Source organism: Pseudomonas sp. LF020 (genome assembly GCF_053456425.1).
In genome coordinates, this window is the sequence record NZ_JBRFIX010000013.1 from 1 (window position 1) to 22,918 (window position 22,918).

Here is a 22,918-nt window from a genome sequence, read left to right on the forward strand (position 1 = left end):
TTCCTTATTGGCGCTTTGGGTAGAAGGGGCGGGACGAGAAGTCTCCCACGGTCTGTACTGGTCAGAGTCAGAATCGAGTCTGTAGTCCCGCCCACCCCTTCAAGTCTAAACATACAAGCGGGCTTGCCCGCGATGGCGGTGAATCAGCCAATGGTGATGTTGAATGTCAATCCGTCATCGCTGGCAAGCCAGCTCCCACAGGTTCTATGCCGTTACTGGAGTTGAATAATATATGGATATCCGTATATTCGGTTTTCCATATGTTCGAGCCCGCACCCCATGCTCACCCCCACCGAACTGTTCAAAAGCCTGGCCGACGAAACCCGTGCCCGCGCCACCTTGCTGATTGCCGAGCAGGGTGAGCTGTGTGTCTGCGAGTTGATGTGCGCCCTCGACGACAGCCAGCCGAAAATCAGCCGCCACCTCGCGCAACTGCGCAGAAACGGGTTGTTGCTCGATCGCCGTCAGGGTCAGTGGGTCTATTACCGGCTCAACCCGGAGCTGCCGGATTGGGTTCACCAGATCCTCAAAGTCACCGCGACGGCCAACGCCGACTGGCTCAAGGACAATGCCTGTCGCTTGCACAACATGGACGGCCGTCCTGCCCGCGAAACCGCGTGCTGCTGAACTTCTAATATCCCCGGAGCTATCCATGCGTGTCCTGTTCATGTGCACGGCCAACAGTTGCCGCAGCATCCTTTCCGAAGCCATGTTCAATCATCTGGCGCGCGAGGGTTTCGAGGCGGTGAGCGCCGGCAGTTTCCCCAAGGGCCAGGTCTTGCCACGCAGCCTGACGACGCTGCAACAGGCCGGTATCGCTATCGACGGTTTGTACAGCAAAGGCAACGACGCCTTTGAAGGCAACCCGCCGGACATCGTCATCACCGTCTGCGACAAGGCGGCAGGCGAAACCTGCCCGGTGTACTTCGGCCCGGCGATCAAATGCCATTGGGGGCTGGAAGATCCCTCCGATGTGACGGGTGACGAGGCCGCAGTGGATGCGGCGTTCCGTGCCACGCTGGCGATCATCGAGCGCCGCTGCGCAACCTTCCTCGGTCTTCCTTTCAAAACACTCAGCCGCGTTGAGCTTCAGCGCGAACTGGATCGCATCGGCTCCCTTTGAGCCGGAGGACGTATGTCAGAACATCTGCCCAATCTTGATCACACGCTGTTCGAAGGCCCGATCACATCACCTTCGCACGAACACAAACCACGCATCCTGCTGCTCTATGGTTCGACCCGCGAACGTTCCTTCAGCCGTCTGCTGGTGGAGGAGGCCGCACGCTTGCTGGAGCACTTCGGCGCCGAAACGCGCATCTTCAATCCGTCCGGTTTGCCGTTGCCGGACGACGCCCCGGTCGATCATCCCAAAGTCCAGGAGCTGCGCGAGCTGGTGCTGTGGTCGGAAGGTCAGGTCTGGTGTTCGCCGGAACGCCACGGCGCGATGTCGGCGGTGTTCAAGGCGCAGATCGACTGGATTCCCCTTGAGCTCGGTGCGGTGCGTCCGACTCAGGGCAAAACCCTCGCGGTGATGCAGGTCTGCGGCGGTTCGCAGTCGTTCAACGTGGTCAATCAACTGCGCGTGCTGGGGCGCTGGATGCGCATGTTCACCATCCCCAATCAGTCTTCGGTGCCCAAGGCGTTCACGGAATTCGATGAGGCAGGGCGGATGAAACCGTCAGCGTTTTATGACCGCGTGGTTGATGTGATGGAAGAGCTGGTGAAGTTCACCGTGCTGCTGCGCGACCGTCAGGATTTTCTGGTGGATCGTTATTCCGAACGCAAGGAAAGCGCCGAGCAGTTGATGGCGCGGGTCAATCAGCGCTCTATCTGAATTGCACAAACCTTCTAGCCTCAACCCGCCAATTGTGGATTACTGGTCCCAGCCCACCACTGTACGCACGCCATGAGCAACTGGATCGACCTTGCCCGCGACCGGGAAACCGGCATCGAAACCCTGCACGCGCATTTCGCCGGGCACGCGCATGCCTACGATCCGCACTGGCACGAAACCTACCTGATCGGCTTCACCGAGCAAGGCGTGCAGCGCTTCAACAGCCGTCGGGCGCGGCATGACAGCACGCCGGGCAAGGTCTTCATGCTGGAACCCGGCGACATCCATGACGGCGATGCGCCGAGCCCGGACGGTTTCACCTATCGCATGCTCTATCTGCAACCTTCGTGGCTGGAGCAAGCGTTGGACGGTCTGCATCTGGGCAGTTACGGCAGCGGCTTGCCGGGGATCGGCAGTGTGCTCAACGATGATCCCGAACTGGCTCGGGCCACCTTGTTTGCCTTCAATGCGCTGCATAAGCAGGACGTGCGCATGGTGCGCGATGTGGCGCTGGATGCGTTGCTGGAGCGACTGGCGACTCACCTGTACCGGCGACCGCAACCAACCGCCGTATCACGCGCGCCATTGATCGCCCGGCAGGCACGCGATTACCTGGTGGCCTACCACGAGCAGGACATCAGCCTGCAAACCCTGGCCGACGTCTGCGGCACCGACCGTTTCCGCCTGACCCGCGCGTTCAAGGCGGCCTATGGACTCGCGCCGCACGCGTGGCTGATCCAGCTGCGCCTCAGCCGTGGCCGGCAGATGCTCGCCGCCGGCATGCAGCCAGTGGAAGTCGCCAGCCGCCTCGGCTTCGCCGACCAGAGCCATTTGGGCCGATGGTTCGTGCGTGCCTACGGCATCACCCCGGGCGCCTATCAGCAGCGCGCCATCGGCACCTTGCGCCGCTGAACAAACGTTCAAGACCACCACGCTGCTCAGCCATCACAGTAGGCCCTGACTTTCTACAGGGCCGTGCCATGCTTGCGTTCATCCTCTTTGCCTTCGTTGCCTCGATCACCCCGGGGCCGACCAACCTCATCGTCCTCAGCACCAGCGCCCGACGCGGCTGGCGACCGTGCCTGCCGATCATTCTCGGCGCGGGGGGGGGCGCCGCGTCGCTGGTTTGGGTCGCCGGGGCTGGCGCCAGTACGCTGATGCTACCCGGCGTGCGCCCGGTGATCAGTGCGCTGGGGATGGGCTGGATGCTGTGGCTGGCGTGGCAGATTTTCACGGCTCCGGCCACTGCCATCGATCCCGCCGCCGGCGAGGAAAAACCCGAACTGGGCCTGCTTGGCGCTGCGCTGCTGCAATGGGTCAATCCCAAGTCGTGGATGATGGCGATTGCCGTGATCAGCGTGTTCACCGCGCAAGGGCAGGGCTTGAATGCGTTGTGCCTGGCGTTCTTTCTGGTGTCGTTGCCGTGTCTGGCGCTGTGGGCGCTGCTCGGTCGCGGCGCTGCGCGCTGGTTGAGTAATCCGGCCCAGTTGCAGTGGCTGAACCGGATTCTGGCGGTGTTGCTGGTGGTGTCATCCGCCGCTGCGTTGCTGCACAACTGAGGCGATGGTGTGAGTGAGATAGCAGAGGTTTTTTTCACAAAATTTGCAGGTGAAGTGAGGATAATCAGCGGGCAATCTGCAGGGGGGCTTGAGGCTGCGAGGGCAGGGTGGTGCAATCGATTCGCCCTGCCATTGCGACGAGACCGTCGCTCACGACAATCACGAGGCACGTTATGACTCGCGACACCGCCGTCACCCGTTATGGAAAACTCTCAATCACCCTGCACTGGCTGATGCTGGCGCTGTTCGTCGGCGTCTACGCCTGTGTCGAAATCAAAGGCTTCATGCCCAAGGGCAGCGAAGCGCACGGCCTGCTGATGGGCTTCCATGGCCTGTTCGGCACGAGTATCTTCATCCTCGTCTGGGTGCGTCTGCTCGGCCGCTTGAGCCCACGCCCGCCGATCACTCCGAAGCCGCCAGCCTGGCAGACCGGTATCTCGCACCTGATGCACCTGGCGCTGTACGTGCTGATGATCGCCACGCCGATCCTCGCCTGGCTGATGCTCGCCGCCGCTGACAAACCGTTCCCGTACTTCGGCTTCCACGTCCCGGCACCGGTCGCCATCGACCCGGACTTCGCCAAACAGCTCAAGTACTGGCATGAAACGCTGGGCAGCGCCGGCTACTGGCTGATCGGCTTGCACGCGGCGGCGGGGCTGTTTCACCACTACTGGGTGCGGGATAACACGCTGGTGCGGATGTTGCCGGGCCGCACGGAATAACCCTGACCTCCTTCAACCCCCAATCCCTGTGGGAGCGAGCTTGCTCGCGAAAGCGGTGTGTCAGCTACTGATGATGTCGGCTGACACGACGCCTTCGCGAGCAAGCTCGCTCCCACAGGTTTTTGTGGCGTCTGGCAGAGCGGGCAGTTGCCGCAATCGTACTTCGCGTCCACTCTATGGCATGCCGACAAGGAGCGTCGCCGACCCTCCGTCGTGACCCATGGGAGCTTGCAGCATGAGCGAAGACAACAAGGTAAAAGGCCCGGCATCGTACTTTCCCTCCATCGAAAAAAAGTACGGCCAGCCCATCGATCACTGGCTGAACCTGCTCGCCGGCATCCCCGACAAGAAACACATGGAACTGGTGGCGTGGCTCAAGGATGAACACGGCATGGGCCACGGCCATGCCAACGCGCTGGTCGCGCACCATTTGGCCGCAGGCAAAAAGTGAGGGCAGGGCAGCCATGAACTTCACCCACCGGCCAGTGACGGCCGACGACGTCAAAACCCTGTGCGGCTTTCCGCAGGGCGTTCAAGAGTTGTACTTCATGTTCCCGAAAGCGCAGTACCCGCTGACGGAAGAGCAAATGCACACCGCGATCAGCCAGCGCTTCGATTCCACGGCATTTCTGGCCAACGGCGAGTTCGTCGGTTTCGCCAACTTCTACCGTGCCGAGCACGACGGCGTCTGCTGCATCGGCAACGTCATCGTCGCGCCTTACGCCCGTGGCCAGGGCGTCGCTCGCTACATCGTCGAAACCATGACTGCGGTCGGCTTTGAAAAGTACGGGGCAAGGGAAGTGCAGCTTTCGTGCTTCAACGAAAACACGGCGGGGTTGTTGCTCTACCCGAAGCTTGGCTTCGTGCCGTTCTCCATAGAAGAACGCGCGGCGCCGGGCGGCAGGCGTGTGGCGCTGATCAATATGACGCGCGGTCGAGGCCAACCTTCAAGCTTGTAACCACGGCACCATACGGTCGATTCAGAAGCTTCCCGTCGCCAGAGGTGTGGGACTAAAAGCCATGGTTACTTGATTGTTGGGGGCTGTTTGCCAGGTCGCGTCGCTGGGGTTACTGTCACTGCGGACGATACATTTCCACTCCACGACATCACCGGGTTTTGCGTTACTGAATTTTATCTTTCCGGACCATGAGGGGTAGGGGGACGGCGTGAGTCGAACCGCTTTGGCCGGGTCCCAATTCCCTAACTCCGGCCGATCACCCACCGCATAGACGCTATAGCCTTGTGTCGTGACGCCGTTATCACAGCGGAAATTCGCCTCGAGCGAAATATACGTCCAGGTGGCACCGGCATAGCCAATTATTGGCTGCAAGGCCAGCAGCAGAGCACTCAGTGGCAACAAGTATCGGATGCGGCCCATGATCGGTTCCTCAGTTTTCCTTCAGTCGGGCCAGCTTAGCCCTGCGCAAACTGGAAGAGACCTGTAAGAACTGACAGTCCGTCAGACTCCTTTGCGATACCTGCACTAGCGCCTTATTCCCACCCCTTCAAGTCTAAACATACAAGCGAGCCTGCTCGCGAAGACGCCAGCCCAGTCAACCCCACTCCCAAACCAGCCAAATTCCCTGTGGGAGCTAGCCTGCTAGCGATGGCGCCCGCCCAACCACCCAATCACTCAAACCTCCTCACCCCTAAGCTGACGACTCATCAGATCACAACTCGCCGACCACGACGTCAGCCACTCCGGCATCTCGGGTGACTGTTCAGGCAACCCCAACTCCCTGACAAACTCACCCGGCGCAATCGTGCCTTGCGCCGACCGAAACAGCCCACGCATCACCACCACGCCGATCACCCGTCCCTTGCTCACGAAGCGATGCTCCATGAAGCTCCATTTGTCGTCCCAGCCAAGCATCCGGCTGTGAATTTCAAACGTTTCAAACAGCTTCAACTCACGCCGAAATTTGCCCCACGTATCGCCAACGATCGGCAACGCTTTAGCACGCAGCGCCACCCGAAACGCTCCACTGCGCAACACAAAATCCATGCGCCCGACGTCAGCCAGGGTGAAGTAGCGACCATTGGTGACATGCCGATTCAAATCGAGATCCAGCGGCCACACGCGCATGCGGATCACGGTGGATTCCAGCGCATTGACCGGCTTGCGCCACGGTCGACGAAAAAGCATGCAGAGCAATCGAAACCACAGATTCATCAGTACGTCAGCCAGTTGAAAAGAGCGCTGCACTCTAGCGAGCCGGGCGATGGCGAGGTAGGTGCGTAAATGACTGTTTTGGGCTGAACAGTGCATTCCGATCATTGCGGGGTGGGTGCTGGATCGGTAGCCCGTTGATCCGGTGTATAAACAGAAAATAATCGGGATGTTTATATGAAGCCTGCCATTACCACCGAAACCCTACAACGCCTTGCGCCATCGCCTACGAGTACGCCAGAATCCGCCGGCTTGTGCGTCTAGAGCGCGGGTTCTATCGTCTGTCGGTCGCTGAAAAACAGTGATCGGGTTTGGTAGCCCTGAGTTCTCGTAGATTGCATAAGCATCATGATTTGCAGTGTCTGTTCGACACGGCTTCATGGTGGTCATGCACAGGGCGTCTTCGGGCGCGCCGGTTTTCTACGTCCCGGTCTACCAACCTGCGCATGGCCGCCACCCTCGTTTGGTAGCGAGAGTGATGGCTCCCTTTTTTGACGTAGGAGTTTCACCATGATCAAACCAACACCCAACCCGCCAGAAACCGACCTCGCATCCCCCTACGAATCCCTCGATTCCAAAAAGCTCCACGAAGCCGCCGAACGCGCCCTCGACCACTACCTGTCCCCGGCCAGCCAAATCATGGCCAGCCCCCATAAACCCGAACCCATGTACCTCGCCAACCCGAAGTGCGACACCGAATCCCTGCTCGCCAACGCCAGCGAAACCCTCGGCTCCGCCAGCGAAATGCTCAACAACTTCGCCGCCATGCTCGACACCTCCCACCGCAAAACCGCACTGGGCATCGCCCAGGTCGTCATGCTCGGCGAACTCGCCGTAAACCAGGCCCTCGACAACGTCGAAATCGCCCACTAGTCATGCCCGTGCGACGAGCCAAACCCTCGTCGCACCTAGCAATTTCAACCGAGCTGGCACAGAGCCACGCCTTGCGCCCCCAAGCCTCGGCTGTCACCCTTCGGCCCGTTCTTCAAGGATCAGAACAAGGAATCAAGGATTGAGTGGCTACGTTCCCAACCCCCCGAAAAACTACCGCTACGAAGAAGCCAAACCCGTCGATATTCATGCCCAGCGTTGGGCTGAGTATGAGAAGCATGGGAAAGAACCTGCGCGCGAGCCTGAGAAAATCGGCATTGCGTTGAGGATTGGGGTTTTCTTTGATGGTACTGGTAACAATGCGAACAACACGGCGGCAGGGTTGCTGTGCGGTGCGCAGCATCCGATTGCGCCGCAGGATATTCCTGCTAGCTGTCAGCCCTATATGAGGGATCCGGACAGTAGCTATGGCGCTGGCGCGACCAATATAAAAAAACTTGCCGACCTGTATTACGAAGCTCCGATTGCAGAAGGAGAGGGTTCGATGAAACAGGTCTCCCGCCCCGTTTATATTGAAGGCATTGGTACTCGATCCAGCGAGAAGGACAGCGTCGTCAGCCAAGGCACTGGGCGCGGAGAGACGGGGGTTGTGGGGCGTGTTCAGACTTCGTTTACTTTCATCAAGCAAATCATCGAGGATGCCCTTCAGGAAAATCCGAATAGTGAAATTGCGTCAATCACCTTTGACACTTTCGGTTTCAGCCGAGGTGCAGCCGCCGCTCGCCATTTTGCAAATGAAATTGTAAGAGGCAAGCAGGGGCCGTTAAGGGACTCATTGACGACTTACGCCAACAACTTCAGTCGTACATTTGTTGATCAATACGGTAGTAGCATCAACATGGGGTTTATCGGCCTGTTCGATACGGTAGCGTCAATCGCTGGCTTCACGAATTTTGGCAGGGTATCGAGCCCAATCGCTCCTGGCGTAAAACTGTACCTTGATCGACGTTTCTTCAAAGATGTCGTTCATTTGGTGGCCCGTGACGAATGTCGGGCTAACTTCGCACTCAGCAGAGTCAAACCTGACTATCCCGAATACACATGTCCTGGCGTCCACTCGGACATCGGAGGCAGCTACCTCGATGAGGTCGAAGAATGTGTTTTGATCAGCCCCATGCAAACACTTGATGTATGGAGCAACACGGACGTCAAAACGACTTCGATCTACCAAGATGCCGTTCAAGTAAAAAGTCAGTGGATAGCCAAGGGCTGGCCTGCACACATGCTGGAAGTCGTAACGCCAGCGGCGCTCGCATTGCCGCCCGACCCGCAAGATCGGTTCGGACCCAAGCAAAAACGCGTGTACGCGGGATTGCAACTCAAACGCCCGGTCAGCGGTAAACTTTCCACGGTTTATTTGAGAGTGATGTATCAGTTGGCCAAGGAGAAAGGCGTTCCTTTCACCGATATACCTGGGCGTACGGAGTATGCCGTTCCCCAAGAGCTGCAATCGATCTGTGACAGATTCGTCGCCGGCGACTACACCACCTCTCCCGATGACGAGCAATTGCTGAAACTGAAATACATCCACACCTCTGCCAACTGGAACCACCCCCAAGGCAGGCGGGACGGCAGCGGTTTGCGAGCTGTTTACATCAACGCACCCACGGAGGATGGCATTCGCGTGCAGCATCCTCACGTAGCTGATTGGAAGCTTTGGTAATGAGAATACTCTTAGCTCTGTTGAGCATTTTGGCCTTCACCGGATGTAACGCAACAAGCTCCAACTCCGGAGAAAACGATCCTAAGTACCCTTGGTGGGAACTGGCGTTTATCAAACCCAATTTTATGAACGTGTGGGTTGAAGACAGCTCCGTGGAGGACATCGACGGTAAAACTTTTCTACGTGCCGGGGGAGGGAACGCCAGCGGTGCAGAACCGAATGATGACAAGGAGTCTGCTCGCGGTTGGATTGGTGTCGGAGGTACAGGCAAACCGGTTATTGGGGCAGGACTACCCAAACGCATCTTTGTCCGTTGGCAATCAATCCCGGAGCAAAAAACCTACCGGGCTTGGGTAGATATTCCTGAGGAGGCCAGACAGGTGATGGTGACGTCTACCCACCAGCGTTGCCCGGAGACTCCCGAGAAAACGGCACGTTTCATGGCCTCGGTCTATTTGGGACTCGCACCGGGTGGAGTGGTGCAGGTGTGGGTAAGAGACCTTTGTCGGCGCCCAGTTAAAGTCGCTCGCGCTCAGGCTGAGTTGGAGCCGCTGGGGCCTGAGTTGGGCAAGAACGGCGGTCAATATGCTTATCCTGTGAGCGAAAAGGCTAAGCGGTATATCGATAAGTACGGCATTCCGTACGGGAGTTGGTAACCGTCGTCCGATGAAAAGATTTCCAACGATACTTTTTGCCCTGTTGATTAGCGGCTGTGATTCAAGTGATCCGCTATCAGCCAAAAACGACCCCAAATCTCCTTGGTGGGAACTAGGCTTTACCGAGCCCAACTACATGAAAGTCTGGGTTGAGGACACTTCGGTCGAAGACATTAAAGGCAGAGTATTTCTGCGTACCGGAGGTGGATCCGCCTCAGGCGGCCAGCCAGAGGATGGAACAGCATCTGCTCAAGGTTGGCACGGCGTGGGAAGCAACGGAAAAGCTGTTGTAGGTGCTGATCTTCCCAAAAGGATCTATGTCCGTTGGCAGTCCATTGTTGAACCGCAAACGTACAAGGCTTGGGTAGATATCCCAGAGGAAGCCAGACAACTCATGCTTGAGTCCGTCAATCAGCGCTGCGCTAAAACACCTGAACAAAAGGGGCGCTATAACGCGTCTCTCTACTTGGGCTTGGCGCCCGGTGGTATCGTGAAAGTCTGGGTTCGAGACTCATGCCACCATCCTGTCAAAGTCGCCAGAGCACAAGCAGAGGTTGAGCCACTAGGCCCTAGTCAAGGTAAGAACCAAGGGCGCTATGCGTATCCCGTCAGCGAAAAGTCCAAGCGGTATATCGAGAAATTCGGCATTCCGTACGGGAGTTGGTAACCCGTCCGCCAATGAAGCAATTCATATTAATTTTGAGCGTTCTACTGGTAGCTGGATGCCAGACTACGGACCCACGTTCAGCCGAGAATGATCCGAGATCCGATTGGTGGGGGCTGGCTTTCACTGAGCCTGATTACATGAAGGTCTGGGTAGAAGACAGCTCAGTCCTGGACATCAAAAACATAACGTTTTTCAAGGCGGGCGGAAGCACCGCCGCCGGAGGTGAACCAGAAGATGGCACAGAGTCAGCCCGTGGTTGGGGCACGGTCAGTGGTTCCGGTATTCCGGTAACCGGTGCCGATCTTCCCAAACTCATCTTTGTTCGTTGGCAGTCCATATCAGAGCAGAAAACCTACAAGGGTTTCATTGAAATTCCAGAGTCGGCGAGGCAATTGATGGTGGATTCAACGCACCAGCGTTGCCCGGAAACTCCTGAAAGGACCGCTCGATACATGGCTTCGCTTTACGTGGGGCTGGCCCCGGGCGGGGTACTTCAAGCATGGGTCAGAGATTCATGCCACCGACCGATCCAAGTAGCTCATGCCCAGGGCGAACTTGAACCGCTAGGCCCGGAGCAGGGGAAGCATGGCGGGCGCTATGCCTATCCGGTGAGTGAGAAGGCCAAGCGCTACATCGACAAGTACGGCATTCCGTACGAGAGTTGGTAGGAGGCAGTAAGAAGACACCGCCTTGCCTGTCCTATGTCGAGTCAATGCTGCGCGCGACGACTGTCCGCTTTCGGCCAAAAGCAGACCTTTGCGAAAAATCGCTTCCCGCCCATCCCATTTTGATAGATAAGCAGCATCGCCTCGCTGTGATGCTCTAATACGAAGGCCCTAGAATGCCGGCCTTGAATCAATGCTGTCATTTTGATAGCGTCACCCTTGCTTCGGAGAAGTGTCACCTTAAGGCCACTCAATGGGTTTTGCCCTCATTTCTCTAGCCCCCTAACAAACCTCATTTAATCGAGGCGTTGTAGGAACTGACCCCACGGGTCTACCACCGACATAACATATTTGGCCGTATGCCACTAATGTTCTTGAAGCCGCTAAATTGCCACGCCATGCAACCTATTTATTTCAATAAATACACACAATGGAAATTTAAAAGATGACAAAAAAACAACTAGCAGAACGCATCGCCATCGAATACAAATATGTAGAGCCAATAACCACCGAAGAAATAGATGAGATTTTAGAAAAAATAAGACTAATACAAGTCAAGAACAAAGGGCAGATATCAGAAAAAGAAGCGGAAGCGGTAATTTACGAAGTATTAAATGGGCGAACCGTATTTTCCCTCAGCAGCATCGACACAACGGATACAACAAATCTACTACAGCAAATCATTGCAGCCGCAAAGAACAATGCCAAACCAAAGCCTTGACGCTCAATACGCTGCTACCTTAGAGCTTAAAGGGAAATTTAACTCCTCCCTATCAGACCTGCTGACTGAGATACAGGAGCAATCACTAACTCACAAAACGTATAACCACGCACTATCGTCTCTATCGGCCTTAATCACTGCATTCGAAAATTACCTGACAAAAGCTTCATCAGACACAATAGATATTTCCAAAACACAAACTGAGGACATACTTGCGAGCATCGAAAACATATTATTTTTATGTGCCAATTCATGGGAGGCCTTTAAGGCTGCATCAGAACACCTTGACACGTCTATTACTTTGCCTACTGGCAGCTACTTATTCACCTCACAGGCCATATTTAAAACTTACAAAAAACAGAAAGCAAAAGAAATAAAATCGATATACACAACCCTGAACCTGCCAATCAATGGCTTTAACCACAAGAAATCATTGAAGTTCAATCAGATGAAAATACACTTACCTCAAACCATAGCTGGCTCAATATTACTATCCATCGGCATACTCCTGACTTTTTTCATCGGATTGGAAACCGGACCTCAATACTATATATCTAGGATATCAATCGCTCTTGGCGTCGGCTTTTTAATCACCGGGCTCACCAAGGACTACATAAAGACAAAGTTAAATATCAATGGGACTACAATAACCGCATCCGGCGCAATTGCCATCCTCCTTATTCTTTATTTTTTTAATCCCGCCCCGCCCCCTGCTTACACCCCAGACTCTAAAGCAGCCCAAGCGACTCAATCTACCCCTCCGTCAGCTCCGCCCTCTGAAATAGGTCACTGAAACCATATTCTTATGGGGCAGCCGCACTAGAATTTGCCCCTGCCATCGCTCTTCTCTATAAATAAAAAGCAAAAAGGGACTGATTTATTTCTCAGAAAATAAATCAGTCCCTTTTTCTGTCCCCTTTTCTAAATAGCTGCCCTTCGAGTCGGCCTACCTAGATATCTAACGCCTTGCTAAACGGCTGCCGAAGCGCAGCGAAGGCTATCCGGAGGAGGCCATTTTTTTGCGGCCGATGCGTATTAGAGCAACCAGTTAAATCCCAATTTACTCAAGCACCGGCTGCATATCATAAAAATCATCATCAATAAGCACCTTTACGTTATGAAAATTTCGACCTTCATACTTCCCCGATTTTGTGAAAATGACGGCAGAGGGCATGAACGCATATGAGTATCCATAGCTTGAGCAAGTGAGCGCTATACCGTTCATGAATTTAATTACCTTGTCGAAATCGCAGCCTTCAAATTCATCTTCCACCTGAGTAACCGCAACTACCGTCCAGCCAACCATTCCCTGAAGTTTACTTGCTATGTCTCCAGCAGATGCTGGGAGCGATACAGTAATAAAGAAGGCTGCATAACAACAAGCTAAGAAGGACTTCATTTCATTCGCTCCATAGGCATAGACCGGCGCGGTTAGCGGCGGGGGAGTACTAAGCACGGGGGGCACCCACAAGCGGAGCTTGTGGCTGCTTGACCAGCCAGTTGGACCGCTACGGCAGGCGGCAAGCTTCATGCAGTACCTCCATGACAAAAATTGTGGGTTCAATGTGAACAGTGTCGGTCCTTTCAAGTTCGTACGAGTAGCGCCATTTAACAAAAGCGTCATTCAGATGCTGAAGATAGCCAGTGAAATTTGGCTGCTCGCCCAAAACCCTATTCGCTGCGCACTTGGGTATCACTTGATTGATTTCGAGATGCGCCTTGGTTGGCAATGAGAGATGCAATTTGACTAGTTCGTGCCCTCGGAGCGCTTTTCCGTGTTTCTGCGCAAGGGCCTTGAGGTACAGCTCGATGCTAAAAGCCGCATTGACGACGAAAGGCACTGGGGAAAAGCCATTCCTAGGCGTTCTACGAAGGTTTTTCTCGTATACATGCGCTGAAGTGTTGGCGAAGGCTATTGCTTGGTTAAAAACAGCTTGAAAGGGAGTGACTTCCTTGTGCAGCCCTTTTTCTTTAAGGAAAGCACGTACAGCCTCCGCGTCTTGATCTGTGTTGCCAGTTGATCGCACCTCACCGACGACGATGCCGTTTAGAAGAATTGCCTTGGGGCCTGGTGGAGTATTTGGCATGGGGAGCGGCCTAATATCTGAATTAAGCCGCGCCGCGAAGCGGCGTCGGCTTGAATGAATTGTTAGGTCTCAAGCCCACCTGATCCACGTCAGTAGGTCACGAGCGGAATCAGATGAGGGTAGGTCTATCTTAAACAGTTGTCGTTCGCCTGCGAGTTGAGAAGAGACCCGGGCAAGTGCAGTCGAGGGGTTTTCAGGTGGATAGCACGTGACTTTGCCGAGGCGGGCCTTCATACGCTCGGGGAGTTTGCTGACGAAAACAGAGCACTTCGTGGTGGTACGAGGGTCAAACGCCACCTCGGCGCCTGTGTCAAAGCGGTAGCTCACTAGGTATTCGTTATTGTCCTGTTCCAAGCGGACGGCATGCGGATCTGCATCCAGCATGGCTCTCAAATCTTCCCCTTGCATGAATATTCCCCTGTGAGGCCTAACTATAGTTGCCAGCATGCTGGCCTGATCCGAGATTAGCTTGCAGGCTGGAGCTAGACAATGAGTCAGCTTCCGCGTCGAAAAGTATCGAAATCGCTGGCCCGGATACTCAGGCAATGAGAGGGAAGGGAGTCGTCCCTGCTTTCTTTGATGCTTTTGAGCGTCTGCTTTTGGCCGAAAGCAGCCCCATCCGTAATTCCCTATCAGTCCGAGTCCCGCCAGATCAACGGAATCTATTAGCAGTATCAATCAGCGACGATCTCAAACGCAGCACTCCCCAAAACCGCCCCATTAACCAAAACCCTAACCCCATGCCGCCCCAAAAAATGCTTCCGCGTCGTAAAATCCCGAATCACCTGCCGCCTCCCCACAACCACTTCCCCAAACCCCGCCAACTCCACCGTCTTCAACTTGAATACCTTCCCCGAAACCCCGCCATTCGCCTTCACATAGTCAATCGCATAATCAATCACCAACCGCTGTTCATGCGCCACCGTCGACTTCACCGTAAACGACAACGTAATCGCCTCACCCAACCTCACCACCGCTGGCTCAACCCGCACATCCAGCAACTCAACCTCAGCCTTGGCCCCCGCACCAATCACCGTCAGCGCGCGCAGATCTCCCTGTTTGATCAAGCTGCGCAACGCATGCTTGGCAATCCATGCCGTGTGTTTATTCTCCGTTGGCCAGCCTTCAATTGTGTCCAGCACCCATTCCGGATGCTCTTTGGTCACGTCATTCAGATGGTTCGCCACGGACTTGCGTACGTACAAACTCTCATCGGCTTTCAACCGATCGAGGATTCCGGCGGTCAATTGCGGGTTGGCTTGCACGGCTTCGAGGCGGAATGACCAGGGCAGGCGAGGGCGGGTGCCTTCGCTGGCGAGGCGGCGGATGTGGTGGTTTTGGTCTTGGGTCCAGTCGTGCATGAGTTCCAGCGAGCGTTCGAGGTCGCTGCGCAGGAAGTGGCGGATGGCGAATTCGGAGGAGCCGAAGGTGGTGAAGTATTTGAGTGCTTGCATCGAGGTATCGAAGGCGTGGCCGCCGTAGCTGGCGACGTAGTGCGGCAGGCACATGCTGACGAATCCGCTGTTGAGGCGGGGGGCGAGTTCGCGCAGGACTTCGAGGGAATCTTCGTAGTCCAGTGGCAGCACGGCGTGCAGGCTTTCGCTGACGCGGGCCATGCGTTGCATCACCGACAATTCCGCCAGCCCTTGGTTGGCGTGCTTGAGAAACGCCTTGGCCTTGAACGCCGGGTACACCGCGCTCATTTCGCTGGCGATGTGTTGCAGGCGTTCGGTGTTGAAGATTTCCTTTAACGCCGGGGCGGCGGTGTCGGTGCTGCTCATGGTCAGGTCATCGGGGTGCTGACGAACGCTTCGAGGGTTTCGGCGTACGCGGTGTATTGGGCGATGTGCGGGTAGCGGCGGGTGTCGATCTGGTCGGGGACGACGAGGTCGGTGAAGCTCCAGGCGACGGCGAGGCTGATGCCGGCCTGGGTGAGGGTGCCGTCGGTGGGCAGGCCGGTTTTTTCCAGTTCCTGTTCGAGGGCGGTGAAGGCGGCGGCGAGTTGGCCTTCGACGCGTTCGACCCACGGCTGGTATTGAATGTCGGCCGGGCGCAGGTTGCGTTCGTAGTAGAGCTGCACGGCTTTTTCGCAGGCGGCGAGGCTGAGGCCGATCAGGCGCAGGGCGTGGGCGCGTTGTTGGAGGTCGCTCGGCAGCAGGCTTTTGCCGCTGGCGGCTTCGAGGTAGTCGAGGATGAGGGTGGAATCCATCAGGACCACGCCGTCGTCGAGGATCAGCGTGGGCGCCTTGACCACCGGGTTGATCTGCTGGAATTGCTCGAAGTGGCGGAACACCGAGACCGATTCATGTTCGAGGTCGATGCCCAAGCGTTTGGCGGAGATCGCCACGCGGCGCACGTAGGGGGAGTCCAGCATGCCGATCAGTTTCATGACGCGTTCCTTCAAGTCGAACCGGTGGGAAGGCATAACCTAGCCGAGCCTGAGGCAAATGTCAGTCGTCAAACCCGGCCTGCTCGTGAATCTCATCCACATTCAATTCCAGCCGATACGCCACCGCCACGAACAACGCCTGACACAAACACAAGGTCGCGCTCAGCGAACGGAACGCCAATGCGCTGCCCTCATTCACCAGCAGCAGACTGTTGGCGTTTTTGGCCAAAGGTGAGAGGTGGCTGTCGGTGAGGATCAGGGTGTTGGCCTGTTGTTGCCGGGCGTAGCGCAGGCAGTGCTGGGTTTCCTTGGCGTAGGGGGTGAAGCTGATGGCGATGACTAAATCACCGCTACGCACGCTGCGCATCTGCTCGCGATAACTGCCGCCCAGTCCGGAAACCAGGTGAATGCGCTTGTGAGTGTGTTGCAAGTTGTAAACGAGGTAGTCGGCGACGGCAAAGGAGCGACGTACGCCGACGACATAGATGTTGTCGGCGTTGACGATCAGGTCGACGGCTTTTTCGAAGGCGACGTCGTCGAGTTCGCGGCCCAGGCGTTCGATGCCGGAGCGGGTGGCGTCGATGCATTCGCGGGCGAGGTCGCCGTCGCTGGCTTGCTGCGACTGGTTGGCGATCATGCTGCGGATGCGTTGCTGGTAGTTGTGTACCGGCGAGGCTTTGTGGGTGTAGGCGGCGCGGAACAGCGCCTGCATCTCGCTGAAGCCGCTGAAGCCGAAGCGCTGCGAGAAACGCACGATGGCGGACGGATGCACCTCGCATTCCCGGGCGATGTCGCTGATGCGATCGACCATGATCCGGTCGCTTTGCTGGCTCATGTAGCTGGCGATGCGCTTGAGTTGGCGCGGCAGGGTGTCGTATTCGTCGGTGATCAGTTGCAGCAGACGCTCGGCATTGATCGGGGGGCTGGCGAGGGGGTGCTCGTCGTTGGCCGGCAGATCGGGGCGGGGCATAAGTCTTCCTTTAGGCTGATCAAATCACACTGTGGCGAGGGAGCTCGCTCCCGCTGGACTGCGAAGCAGGCCCACTGCTTTTTAAAGTTGAAGAGCAAGGGCCGCTTCGCGACCCAGCGGGAGCAAGCTCCCTCGCCACAAAGTGCTGGGTTGTGGCTGATGTTAGGAGGGCTTTTGGGGTTCTGCTTGGCTGAAACGATGCACCGGGCGAAGAAAAATTCGCGATGAGGCACCAGCGGTTAGCCGTTTGTCTTCTATATACAGCCGCTCGACTGAATTTCTTGCTATAAACGCACTCCGATGACCGCCACGAAGCCTGTGTCAGACCCGTTTACGGCTGTTGTCGGACAAATTCCCGGTATTTAGAGTTGCTGAGGCCTCAAACGGGCCTTAGACTGCCGCCCCTTCGTAAATTGAGTGCCGGGTGGCGTTTGCAATAAACGATGCCTTTTCGTCGACCGGACACGGTTCGCCGGAACGCTCCCTATTTCGCCTTAATGCACGTTTTTTTATAGAGATATCAATGACAAAGGACAAGTTGCTGGCCATGCCGGCAGATGACTACATGAATGCCGAGCAACACGCTTTCTTTACTGAGCTGTTGCAGAACATGAAAGTCGAAACCCACGAGCGCATTGAGCAAAACCGTATCGCCATCGAAAGCCTGGACACTCCGGCCGACCCGGCGGACGCGGCTTCGGTTGAAGAAGAGCGCACCTGGCTGGTGAACGCGATCGATCGCGACCAGCGCATGCTGCCGCAACTGGAACAAGCCCTTGAGCGCATCAAGGAAGACAGTTTTGGCTGGTGCGACGACAGCGGCGAGGCCATCGGCCTGAAACGCCTGCTGATCAGCCCGACCACCAAGTACTGCATCGAAGCTCAAGAGCGTCACGAGCAGATCGACAAGCACCAGCGTCAGGCCTGATTCCATGGCTGCCCCCTGAATCGGGGGCGCCTGCAAAAGATCGCAGCCTTCGGCAGCTCCTATACGAGCTGACGGGGCTGCGATCTTTGCTTTTGCTCGTCCGCGATATTTTGCGCGTCGTTCCATTGACCTGCTGCAGACTCCACGACTAACGGACCATGGATAATGGCGTTCTAGTGGCGTTTAATGCAGTCACAACAATGAGAACAAGCGTGGGGTGTTGATATGACGAGAGATGGATCTCTGGTTGGGGCTTTGCCCGCACCAGTGCTGTTGCCGAAAAACCGCTGGATCGCTCCGACCCTGCAAAGCATCGCCCTGATGCTGTTGCTCGCCGGCATGACGCTGGGTGGATGGTCGCTGTACATCGGCCTGCCGCTGGCTGTGCTGATTGTCTGGCTGCCACGCCTGCGCTCGCGGGCCATCCCTGATGCTGCGCCTGTCGATGCCGGCAGCGCGATTTCCGAACTCACCCGCGATCTTTCCTACACCACCAGTCATAACGCACTGTCAGCTGCCGGTGTGGCGTTTTCCGTCAAGCAACTGGCGAGCAAACTGGAATCGCAACTCGATGCGGCGGCGCAGATTGTCAGCAACGCCGAAGTGATGATCGCCACCGAACACGCCACTTCGCAGCTCAGCCGTGAAGCGCTGGACGCCGCCAGCGAGGCGCATCACAGCAGCGCGGCGGGGCGCACCGAACTGGTGGACTCGATTGCGCGCATGCATCAACTCAGTCAACGCGCCAACGCCAGCCGTGAATTGATCGAAGCCCTGAGCCTGCGCAGCGATGACATTCAACGGGTGACGCTGGTGATTCAGTCCATCGCCAGCCAGACCAATCTGCTCGCCCTGAACGCGGCGATTGAAGCGGCGCGGGCTGGCGAGCATGGCCGTGGTTTTGCGGTGGTGGCGGATGAGGTGCGCGGTCTGGCAGCGCGGACGGCCTCGGCGACCGGCGAGGTGGGCGAGATGGTCGCCGATATTCAGCAACGCACGGCGCAAGTGGTGGAGCAGATCCGCGAGCTGTCCAGCGATCTGCAGATCGGTGTCGAACAAGTTGAAAACACCGGCCAGCATCTGCAAAACATCGCGCGGTTGGCGGCAGGCGTAGAAACCCAGGTCGGTGAAATCGCCCGTGGCGCGGAAACCAATCGCGAGCAGCTCGACAGTCTGTTCAAGGCCATCGAGCAGATGCGCAGTGATCTGGCGATCAGCGATCAGCAAACCCGACGCCTGGCCGAGGCCGCTGTGCAGATGGAAGGGCAGGCGGAAACCATCAGCGAGCGTCTGGCCGAAGTCGGTCTGGATGACTATCACCAGCGCGTCTATGACCTGGCGCGTGAGGGCGCGAGTCAGATTGCGGCGCGGTTCGAGGCGGATGTCGAGCAGGGGCGGATCAGTCTTGAGGATTTGTTCGACCGTCAATATCAACCGATTCCCGGCACGCAACCGGCGAAGTTTCAGACCCGTTTCGACCGCTACACCGATCAGGTATTGCCGGCGATTCAGGAGCCCCTGCTGCCGCGCCATGAGGGGTTGGTGTTCGCCATCGCGTGCACGCCGCAGGGTTATGTGCCGACGCACAACCTGGCGTTCAGTCAGCCGTTGACCGGTGACGCGCAGGTCGACGCGGTGGGTAACCGCACCAAACGCAAGTTCGCCGACCGCACCGGGATTCGCTGCGGCAGCCATCAACAGGCGGTGCTATTGCAGACTTACACCCGCGATACCGGGGAGCTGATGCACGACTTGTCAGTGCCGATCATGGTCAAGGGCCGGCATTGGGGCGGACTGCGCCTGGGTTATAAACCGGAGAATCCGCGCTGATCGATTGTTACCGCTCGCGCAATGAATCTGTGCACGTGGGTTGCTGTTTCCTCTGTGACGAAGTCATTAACATGGCTATTAGTTAGGTAGCTAATGAAATCGAGAGGTCAGTATGTGCAGAGTCGATGTCGCGGTGATGATTGGCAGTGGTGTGCCCGCCGGATTGCGCGCGATGGGCCAAAGCGTCTGCTGGGTGGTGTTGCTCAATGGTGAGCGGCGCGGCACCGCGTTCGCCAGCCGCGACGAGGCGGAGGAGTGCAAGGCTGCCTGGCTCGCGCAACTGATGGCCGAGCCTGGCGACAGCCTGCACTGACATTTATTAACGTCCGTCGTGCAGGCGTACGTTCAACTCATCGACCATCACCGCTTCTTCGCCGTCGGCGCGCAGCCACTCCTTCAGCAATTGCGCCTGTTGCGGCGTCCAGAACTCGGCGTCGATCAACTTGGTGTTGGCATCCAGCGGATGCGCTTCGATGAAATCGTCGATTGCCCCGTTTTCCGATGGCAGGCCCAGTTGGTCGAACAGGGTTTTCAGATCATATGCAGGCAGTTCCATCGTGTACTCCTTTTGCGTGTGCCGGAATGGCGCTGTCGCTCGCTCTTTATCTGAGGCAGCCGTTGGACAAGAGTTCGATTCGTGATTCAAGCGAGCGGGCGAGGGCGCACGCCTCGTTATGGTCTTCGCGGAAACCTCTTACACGACCGGTGGAAGATTCCTTGATATGAAAGAACGCGTTACCCGCCGGAACTACTTGAAATCGCGGTCTGTGACTGCCTGCTCCGTGCTCCGCAAGTTCAGCCAGATCGGTGCCTTGCAGTACGAACGGCGAGTCGATGACGGGTTTGGAAGGCTGGACAAAGTGAGTCAGAGTGCACATATGAAGTCCTTTTCATGAGATAGCCGACGGTTACAGGTCGGTTCAGGTAGTCGGAAGCAGCATCGCTGCTCTAGAATCGCCAGCGTCTGTTGACGACAGGTGCCTATCTAAAGCAATTTTTTACCGGCGATATGTCGGAAAAGGGCTTTTTTTCGTCAGTTTTTTCCCTAAAGTTTGTAGTCCGTCTTCGTTGCGCTTCAATGAAGATTTTTCCTTCAAGGTTTGGCGAACGTCGAGGCAAGTTTCTCGCCTGACTTTCCAGTAGTCTTGCGAACCCATTGATGAATGGGCGTTCTGCTTGTCTCAGGTTTACTGAAGTCATTCGGTAACAGCATCGGCCTGGCCGTTTTTTTGCCGTGCGCGTTTTGGCGCAAGGTACTTTTCAGATGTGGGGATGTTTCTTTGGCAGTCAGTAATCTCGATATGCATGCTTTGTTCGTGTTGGGTGATTTGCGTGCAAAGCTGGTCAAGCTGTTTCAATCGCGTTTTGTTTACATCACCGAACAGAATGCCGAAGGTATTTACGTGGCCGAGATCGACACCGAAAGTGCATTGGTGGTCGATGATAAACCGGGACTCAAGCTCAAGGTCGGCGATCATTTCAGCGCGGCCGTGCTGCCCAGCCGCGAAGGCGGCAAGATGGACATCCGCTTTCGCGAAATCAAGCTGACGGTGTACGGCCTGGGCGATTACGCCTTTGTCGATACAGCGGACGGCCACGCGATTCTGTTCAAGGAAGGCCACAGCGTGGTAACGGTTTTTGCCGCACACCAGCAACTGCAGGAAGGCCTGACCAAGACCCTGAAAGCCGTTACCGGTAAAGCGGCGAAGTGGCGCAAGGGTGAACTGATCACGTTCAAGGCCAGCGAGTGATCGGTGGTTTGAGTCGCGCCGACTTCCATTCGCAGAACCTGGACCGCGCACGTGAAGAGGCCTTGCGCCTGTTCAACGCCAAAGCCGAATTGCAGGGCGCGTGGCTGAACTGGGTGGCAGCGCAGATCTACACCTTGCGGCCTGCGGAATACGCCAGCATGGTCAGACGCGAGCTGCAAAGCTTGCAGGAAAAGTCTGAAACATAACCTCGCCGGGATTGGCCCCCGGAAAAAGCAGGAACCTCGGCTACAGTCAGTTGACTGAGTATTCAGAGGCTTGCGGTCTTCTGCCAGGCCATCCTGCTATTGCTGTGAACAGCACGAGGTGCAAAAGCATGAAAGGATTTCGACGGTTACTGGCCGCCAGCGTGGTCACGTTCGGTGTGCTGACATCAGCGCAACCGGTAACGGCGGCGCAAGCGCCCATCCATTTTGCCGACCTGAACTGGGAAAGCGGCAGCCTGATCACCGATGTCCTGCGGATCATCGTCGAGAAGGGCTATGGCCTGCCGACCGATACGTTGCCCGGCACTACCATCACCCTGGAAACCGCGCTGGCCAACAATGACATTCAGGTCATTGGCGAAGAGTGGGCCGGGCGCAGTCCGGTGTGGGTCAAGGCTGAAGCGGAGGGCAAGGTCGTCAGTCTCGGCGATACGGTCAAGGGCGCGACTGAAGGCTGGTGGGTGCCGGAATACGTGATCAAGGGTGACCCGGCCAAGGGCATCAAGCCGCTGGCGCCGGACCTGCGCAGTGTCAGTGATCTGAAGAAATACAAGGATGTGTTCAAGGACCCGGAAAATCCGAGCAAGGGTCGGTTCCTCAACAGCCCGATCGGCTGGACCTCGGAAGTGGTGAACAAGCAGAAGCTGACCGCTTACGGCCTGCAGGACGATTACACCAATTTCCGCAGTGGCTCGGGCGCGGCGCTGGATGCCGAGATCAGCTCTTCGATCCGTCGGGGCAAACCGGTGCTGTTCTATTACTGGTCGCCGACGCCATTGCTGGGCAAATTCAAACTGGTGCAGCTGGAAGAGCCACCGTTCGATGCCGAGGCGTGGAAGACCCTGACCGATGCCGATAACCCTAATCCGAAACCGACCCGTTCGCTGGCGTCGAAGCTGTCGATTGGCGTGTCTACACCGTTCCAGAAGCAGTATCCGCAGATCGCGGATTTCTTCAGCAAGGTGGATTTCCCGATCGAGCCGCTGAACAAGGCGTTGGCCGAGATGAGCGAGAAGCACACCGCGCCACGGCAAGCGGCTGAGGCGTTCATGAAGGCGCATCCGGAGGTGTGGCAGGCGTGGGTGCCGAAGGATGTGGCGGAGAAGGTGGCGGCTGATCTGAAATGAGATGGGCTTCTGTGGCGAGGGAGCTTGCTCCCGCTGGGTTGCGAAGCAGCCCTGAAATCGGCT

Annotated in this window: 30 protein-coding genes; 21 read left to right on the forward strand and 9 right to left on the reverse strand. The window is 56.8% G+C overall.

Annotated features, from left to right (window positions below):
• The first annotated feature begins 279 nt into the window (after positions 1 to 279).
• The 8 genes from ACU680_RS24365 (at position 280) to ACU680_RS24400 (ending at position 5,074) form a co-directional block, all read left to right on the forward strand.
• Positions 280 to 627 carry a metalloregulator ArsR/SmtB family transcription factor gene (locus ACU680_RS24365; protein WP_448180731.1) on the forward strand — a complete coding sequence of 116 codons (348 nt, stop codon included), beginning with the start codon at positions 280 to 282 and terminating at the stop codon, positions 625 to 627.
• A gap of 25 nt (positions 628 to 652) precedes the next feature.
• Positions 653 to 1,123, forward strand: a complete 471-nt coding sequence (locus tag ACU680_RS24370) for an arsenate reductase ArsC (RefSeq protein ID WP_258679434.1) — start codon at positions 653 to 655, stop codon at positions 1,121 to 1,123.
• Between the two features lie 12 nt (positions 1,124 to 1,135).
• Positions 1,136 to 1,834: an arsenical resistance protein ArsH gene (gene arsH / locus ACU680_RS24375; RefSeq protein ID WP_448180732.1), complete on the forward strand. Its 699-nt coding sequence runs from the start codon at positions 1,136 to 1,138 to the stop codon at positions 1,832 to 1,834.
• Between the two features lie 72 nt (positions 1,835 to 1,906).
• A complete protein-coding gene (locus ACU680_RS24380) occupies positions 1,907 to 2,746 on the forward strand; it encodes an AraC family ligand binding domain-containing protein (RefSeq protein ID WP_448180733.1) in 840 nt (279 codons plus the stop codon).
• Between the two features lie 68 nt (positions 2,747 to 2,814).
• Entirely contained in the window at positions 2,815 to 3,393 is a 579-nt protein-coding gene (locus ACU680_RS24385) for a LysE family translocator (protein WP_448180734.1), read from the forward strand.
• A 173-nt stretch (positions 3,394 to 3,566) separates the two neighbouring features.
• Positions 3,567 to 4,115 carry a cytochrome b gene (locus ACU680_RS24390; protein ID WP_448180735.1) on the forward strand — a complete coding sequence of 183 codons (549 nt, stop codon included), beginning with the start codon at positions 3,567 to 3,569 and terminating at the stop codon, positions 4,113 to 4,115.
• 235 nt (positions 4,116 to 4,350) lie between these two features.
• Positions 4,351 to 4,566: a DUF4287 domain-containing protein gene (locus ACU680_RS24395; RefSeq protein ID WP_448180736.1), complete on the forward strand. Its 216-nt coding sequence runs from the start codon at positions 4,351 to 4,353 to the stop codon at positions 4,564 to 4,566.
• A gap of 13 nt (positions 4,567 to 4,579) precedes the next feature.
• Complete coding sequence (locus ACU680_RS24400; RefSeq protein ID WP_448180737.1) at positions 4,580 to 5,074, forward strand: GNAT family N-acetyltransferase; 495 nt, start codon at positions 4,580 to 4,582, stop codon at positions 5,072 to 5,074.
• Positions 5,075 to 5,095: 21 nt separating this feature from the next.
• On the opposite strand, the gene ACU680_RS24405 is transcribed toward ACU680_RS24400, so the two are convergent.
• Positions 5,096 to 5,494 carry a carbohydrate-binding module family 20 domain-containing protein gene (locus ACU680_RS24405; RefSeq protein ID WP_448180738.1) on the reverse strand — a complete coding sequence of 133 codons (399 nt, stop codon included), beginning with the start codon at positions 5,492 to 5,494 and terminating at the stop codon, positions 5,096 to 5,098.
• Between the two features lie 255 nt (positions 5,495 to 5,749).
• Entirely contained in the window at positions 5,750 to 6,289 is a 540-nt protein-coding gene (locus tag ACU680_RS24410) for a thioesterase family protein (protein WP_448180815.1), read from the reverse strand.
• 507 nt (positions 6,290 to 6,796) lie between these two features.
• Here ACU680_RS24410 and ACU680_RS24415 point away from each other — a divergent pair.
• The 7 genes from ACU680_RS24415 (at position 6,797) to ACU680_RS24445 (ending at position 12,342) form a co-directional block, all read left to right on the forward strand.
• Positions 6,797 to 7,159: a DUF6124 family protein gene (locus ACU680_RS24415; protein ID WP_098964401.1), complete on the forward strand. Its 363-nt coding sequence runs from the start codon at positions 6,797 to 6,799 to the stop codon at positions 7,157 to 7,159.
• A gap of 139 nt (positions 7,160 to 7,298) precedes the next feature.
• Complete coding sequence (locus tag ACU680_RS24420) at positions 7,299 to 8,840, forward strand: phospholipase effector Tle1 domain-containing protein (protein WP_448180739.1); 1,542 nt, start codon at positions 7,299 to 7,301, stop codon at positions 8,838 to 8,840.
• On the forward strand, positions 8,840 to 9,496 hold the full coding sequence (locus ACU680_RS24425; RefSeq protein WP_448180740.1) for a DUF2931 family protein: 657 nt from the start codon (positions 8,840 to 8,842) through the stop codon (positions 9,494 to 9,496). The genes ACU680_RS24420 and ACU680_RS24425 overlap by 1 nt, the downstream gene beginning before the upstream one ends.
• Before the next feature lie 10 nt (positions 9,497 to 9,506).
• Positions 9,507 to 10,163, forward strand: coding sequence for a DUF2931 family protein (locus ACU680_RS24430; protein ID WP_448180741.1), 657 nt, complete (start codon positions 9,507 to 9,509; stop codon positions 10,161 to 10,163).
• A gap of 11 nt (positions 10,164 to 10,174) precedes the next feature.
• Positions 10,175 to 10,831 carry a DUF2931 family protein gene (locus ACU680_RS24435; protein ID WP_448180742.1) on the forward strand — a complete coding sequence of 219 codons (657 nt, stop codon included), beginning with the start codon at positions 10,175 to 10,177 and terminating at the stop codon, positions 10,829 to 10,831.
• A 442-nt stretch (positions 10,832 to 11,273) separates the two neighbouring features.
• Positions 11,274 to 11,549: a hypothetical protein gene (locus ACU680_RS24440; RefSeq protein ID WP_367084162.1), complete on the forward strand. Its 276-nt coding sequence runs from the start codon at positions 11,274 to 11,276 to the stop codon at positions 11,547 to 11,549.
• A complete protein-coding gene (locus ACU680_RS24445) occupies positions 11,530 to 12,342 on the forward strand; it encodes a hypothetical protein (RefSeq protein ID WP_367084163.1) in 813 nt (270 codons plus the stop codon). The genes ACU680_RS24440 and ACU680_RS24445 overlap by 20 nt, the downstream gene beginning before the upstream one ends.
• Before the next feature lie 267 nt (positions 12,343 to 12,609).
• Here ACU680_RS24445 and ACU680_RS24450 read toward each other — a convergent pair whose 3' ends face one another.
• The 5 genes from ACU680_RS24450 to ACU680_RS24470 all read right to left on the reverse strand — a co-directional run bounded on the left by ACU680_RS24450 (position 12,610) and on the right by ACU680_RS24470 (position 16,995).
• Entirely contained in the window at positions 12,610 to 13,080 is a 471-nt protein-coding gene (locus ACU680_RS24450) for a hypothetical protein (protein ID WP_367084164.1), read from the reverse strand.
• Positions 13,058 to 13,636: a hypothetical protein gene (locus tag ACU680_RS24455; protein WP_448180743.1), complete on the reverse strand. Its 579-nt coding sequence runs from the start codon at positions 13,634 to 13,636 to the stop codon at positions 13,058 to 13,060. Before ACU680_RS24455 ends, ACU680_RS24450 begins: the two co-directional genes overlap by 23 nt.
• A 674-nt stretch (positions 13,637 to 14,310) precedes the next feature.
• Positions 14,311 to 15,417: a DNA alkylation repair protein gene (locus tag ACU680_RS24460; protein WP_448180744.1), complete on the reverse strand. Its 1,107-nt coding sequence runs from the start codon at positions 15,415 to 15,417 to the stop codon at positions 14,311 to 14,313.
• A 2-nt stretch (positions 15,418 to 15,419) separates the two neighbouring features.
• Positions 15,420 to 16,025, reverse strand: a complete 606-nt coding sequence (locus tag ACU680_RS24465; protein WP_098964391.1) for a glutathione S-transferase — start codon at positions 16,023 to 16,025, stop codon at positions 15,420 to 15,422.
• A gap of 61 nt (positions 16,026 to 16,086) precedes the next feature.
• Positions 16,087 to 16,995 carry a MurR/RpiR family transcriptional regulator gene (locus ACU680_RS24470; protein WP_448180745.1) on the reverse strand — a complete coding sequence of 303 codons (909 nt, stop codon included), beginning with the start codon at positions 16,993 to 16,995 and terminating at the stop codon, positions 16,087 to 16,089.
• Between the two features lie 523 nt (positions 16,996 to 17,518).
• Here ACU680_RS24470 and ACU680_RS24475 point away from each other — a divergent pair.
• The 3 genes from ACU680_RS24475 to ACU680_RS24485 all read left to right on the forward strand — a co-directional run bounded on the left by ACU680_RS24475 (position 17,519) and on the right by ACU680_RS24485 (position 20,066).
• Complete coding sequence (locus ACU680_RS24475; protein WP_003225981.1) at positions 17,519 to 17,923, forward strand: TraR/DksA family transcriptional regulator; 405 nt, start codon at positions 17,519 to 17,521, stop codon at positions 17,921 to 17,923.
• A gap of 606 nt (positions 17,924 to 18,529) precedes the next feature.
• Positions 18,530 to 19,753 (forward strand): methyl-accepting chemotaxis protein, encoded by a 1,224-nt coding sequence (locus ACU680_RS24480; protein ID WP_448180816.1) that lies wholly within the window; start codon positions 18,530 to 18,532, stop codon positions 19,751 to 19,753.
• Positions 19,754 to 19,865: 112 nt separating this feature from the next.
• Positions 19,866 to 20,066, forward strand: coding sequence for a hypothetical protein (locus ACU680_RS24485; protein WP_007966907.1), 201 nt, complete (start codon positions 19,866 to 19,868; stop codon positions 20,064 to 20,066).
• Between the two features lie 6 nt (positions 20,067 to 20,072).
• Here the strand turns inward: ACU680_RS24485 and ACU680_RS24490 are convergent, their stop codons facing one another.
• Together ACU680_RS24490 and ACU680_RS24495 are read right to left on the reverse strand one after the other, a co-directional pair.
• Complete coding sequence (locus tag ACU680_RS24490) at positions 20,073 to 20,309, reverse strand: DUF2789 family protein (protein ID WP_095666879.1); 237 nt, start codon at positions 20,307 to 20,309, stop codon at positions 20,073 to 20,075.
• A 46-nt stretch (positions 20,310 to 20,355) separates the two neighbouring features.
• A complete protein-coding gene (locus ACU680_RS24495; protein WP_448180746.1) occupies positions 20,356 to 20,631 on the reverse strand; it encodes a hypothetical protein in 276 nt (91 codons plus the stop codon).
• Between the two features lie 402 nt (positions 20,632 to 21,033).
• Between ACU680_RS24495 and ACU680_RS24500 the strand changes: the two genes are divergently transcribed.
• From ACU680_RS24500 to ACU680_RS24510, 3 genes are all read left to right on the forward strand, one after another.
• Positions 21,034 to 21,504, forward strand: a complete 471-nt coding sequence (locus tag ACU680_RS24500) for a hypothetical protein (protein ID WP_007966910.1) — start codon at positions 21,034 to 21,036, stop codon at positions 21,502 to 21,504.
• A gap of 8 nt (positions 21,505 to 21,512) precedes the next feature.
• Positions 21,513 to 21,710, forward strand: a complete 198-nt coding sequence (locus ACU680_RS24505; RefSeq protein WP_027612962.1) for a hypothetical protein — start codon at positions 21,513 to 21,515, stop codon at positions 21,708 to 21,710.
• Between the two features lie 128 nt (positions 21,711 to 21,838).
• Complete coding sequence (locus ACU680_RS24510; protein WP_448180747.1) at positions 21,839 to 22,855, forward strand: ABC transporter substrate-binding protein; 1,017 nt, start codon at positions 21,839 to 21,841, stop codon at positions 22,853 to 22,855.
• Positions 22,856 to 22,918 lie beyond the last annotated feature (63 nt).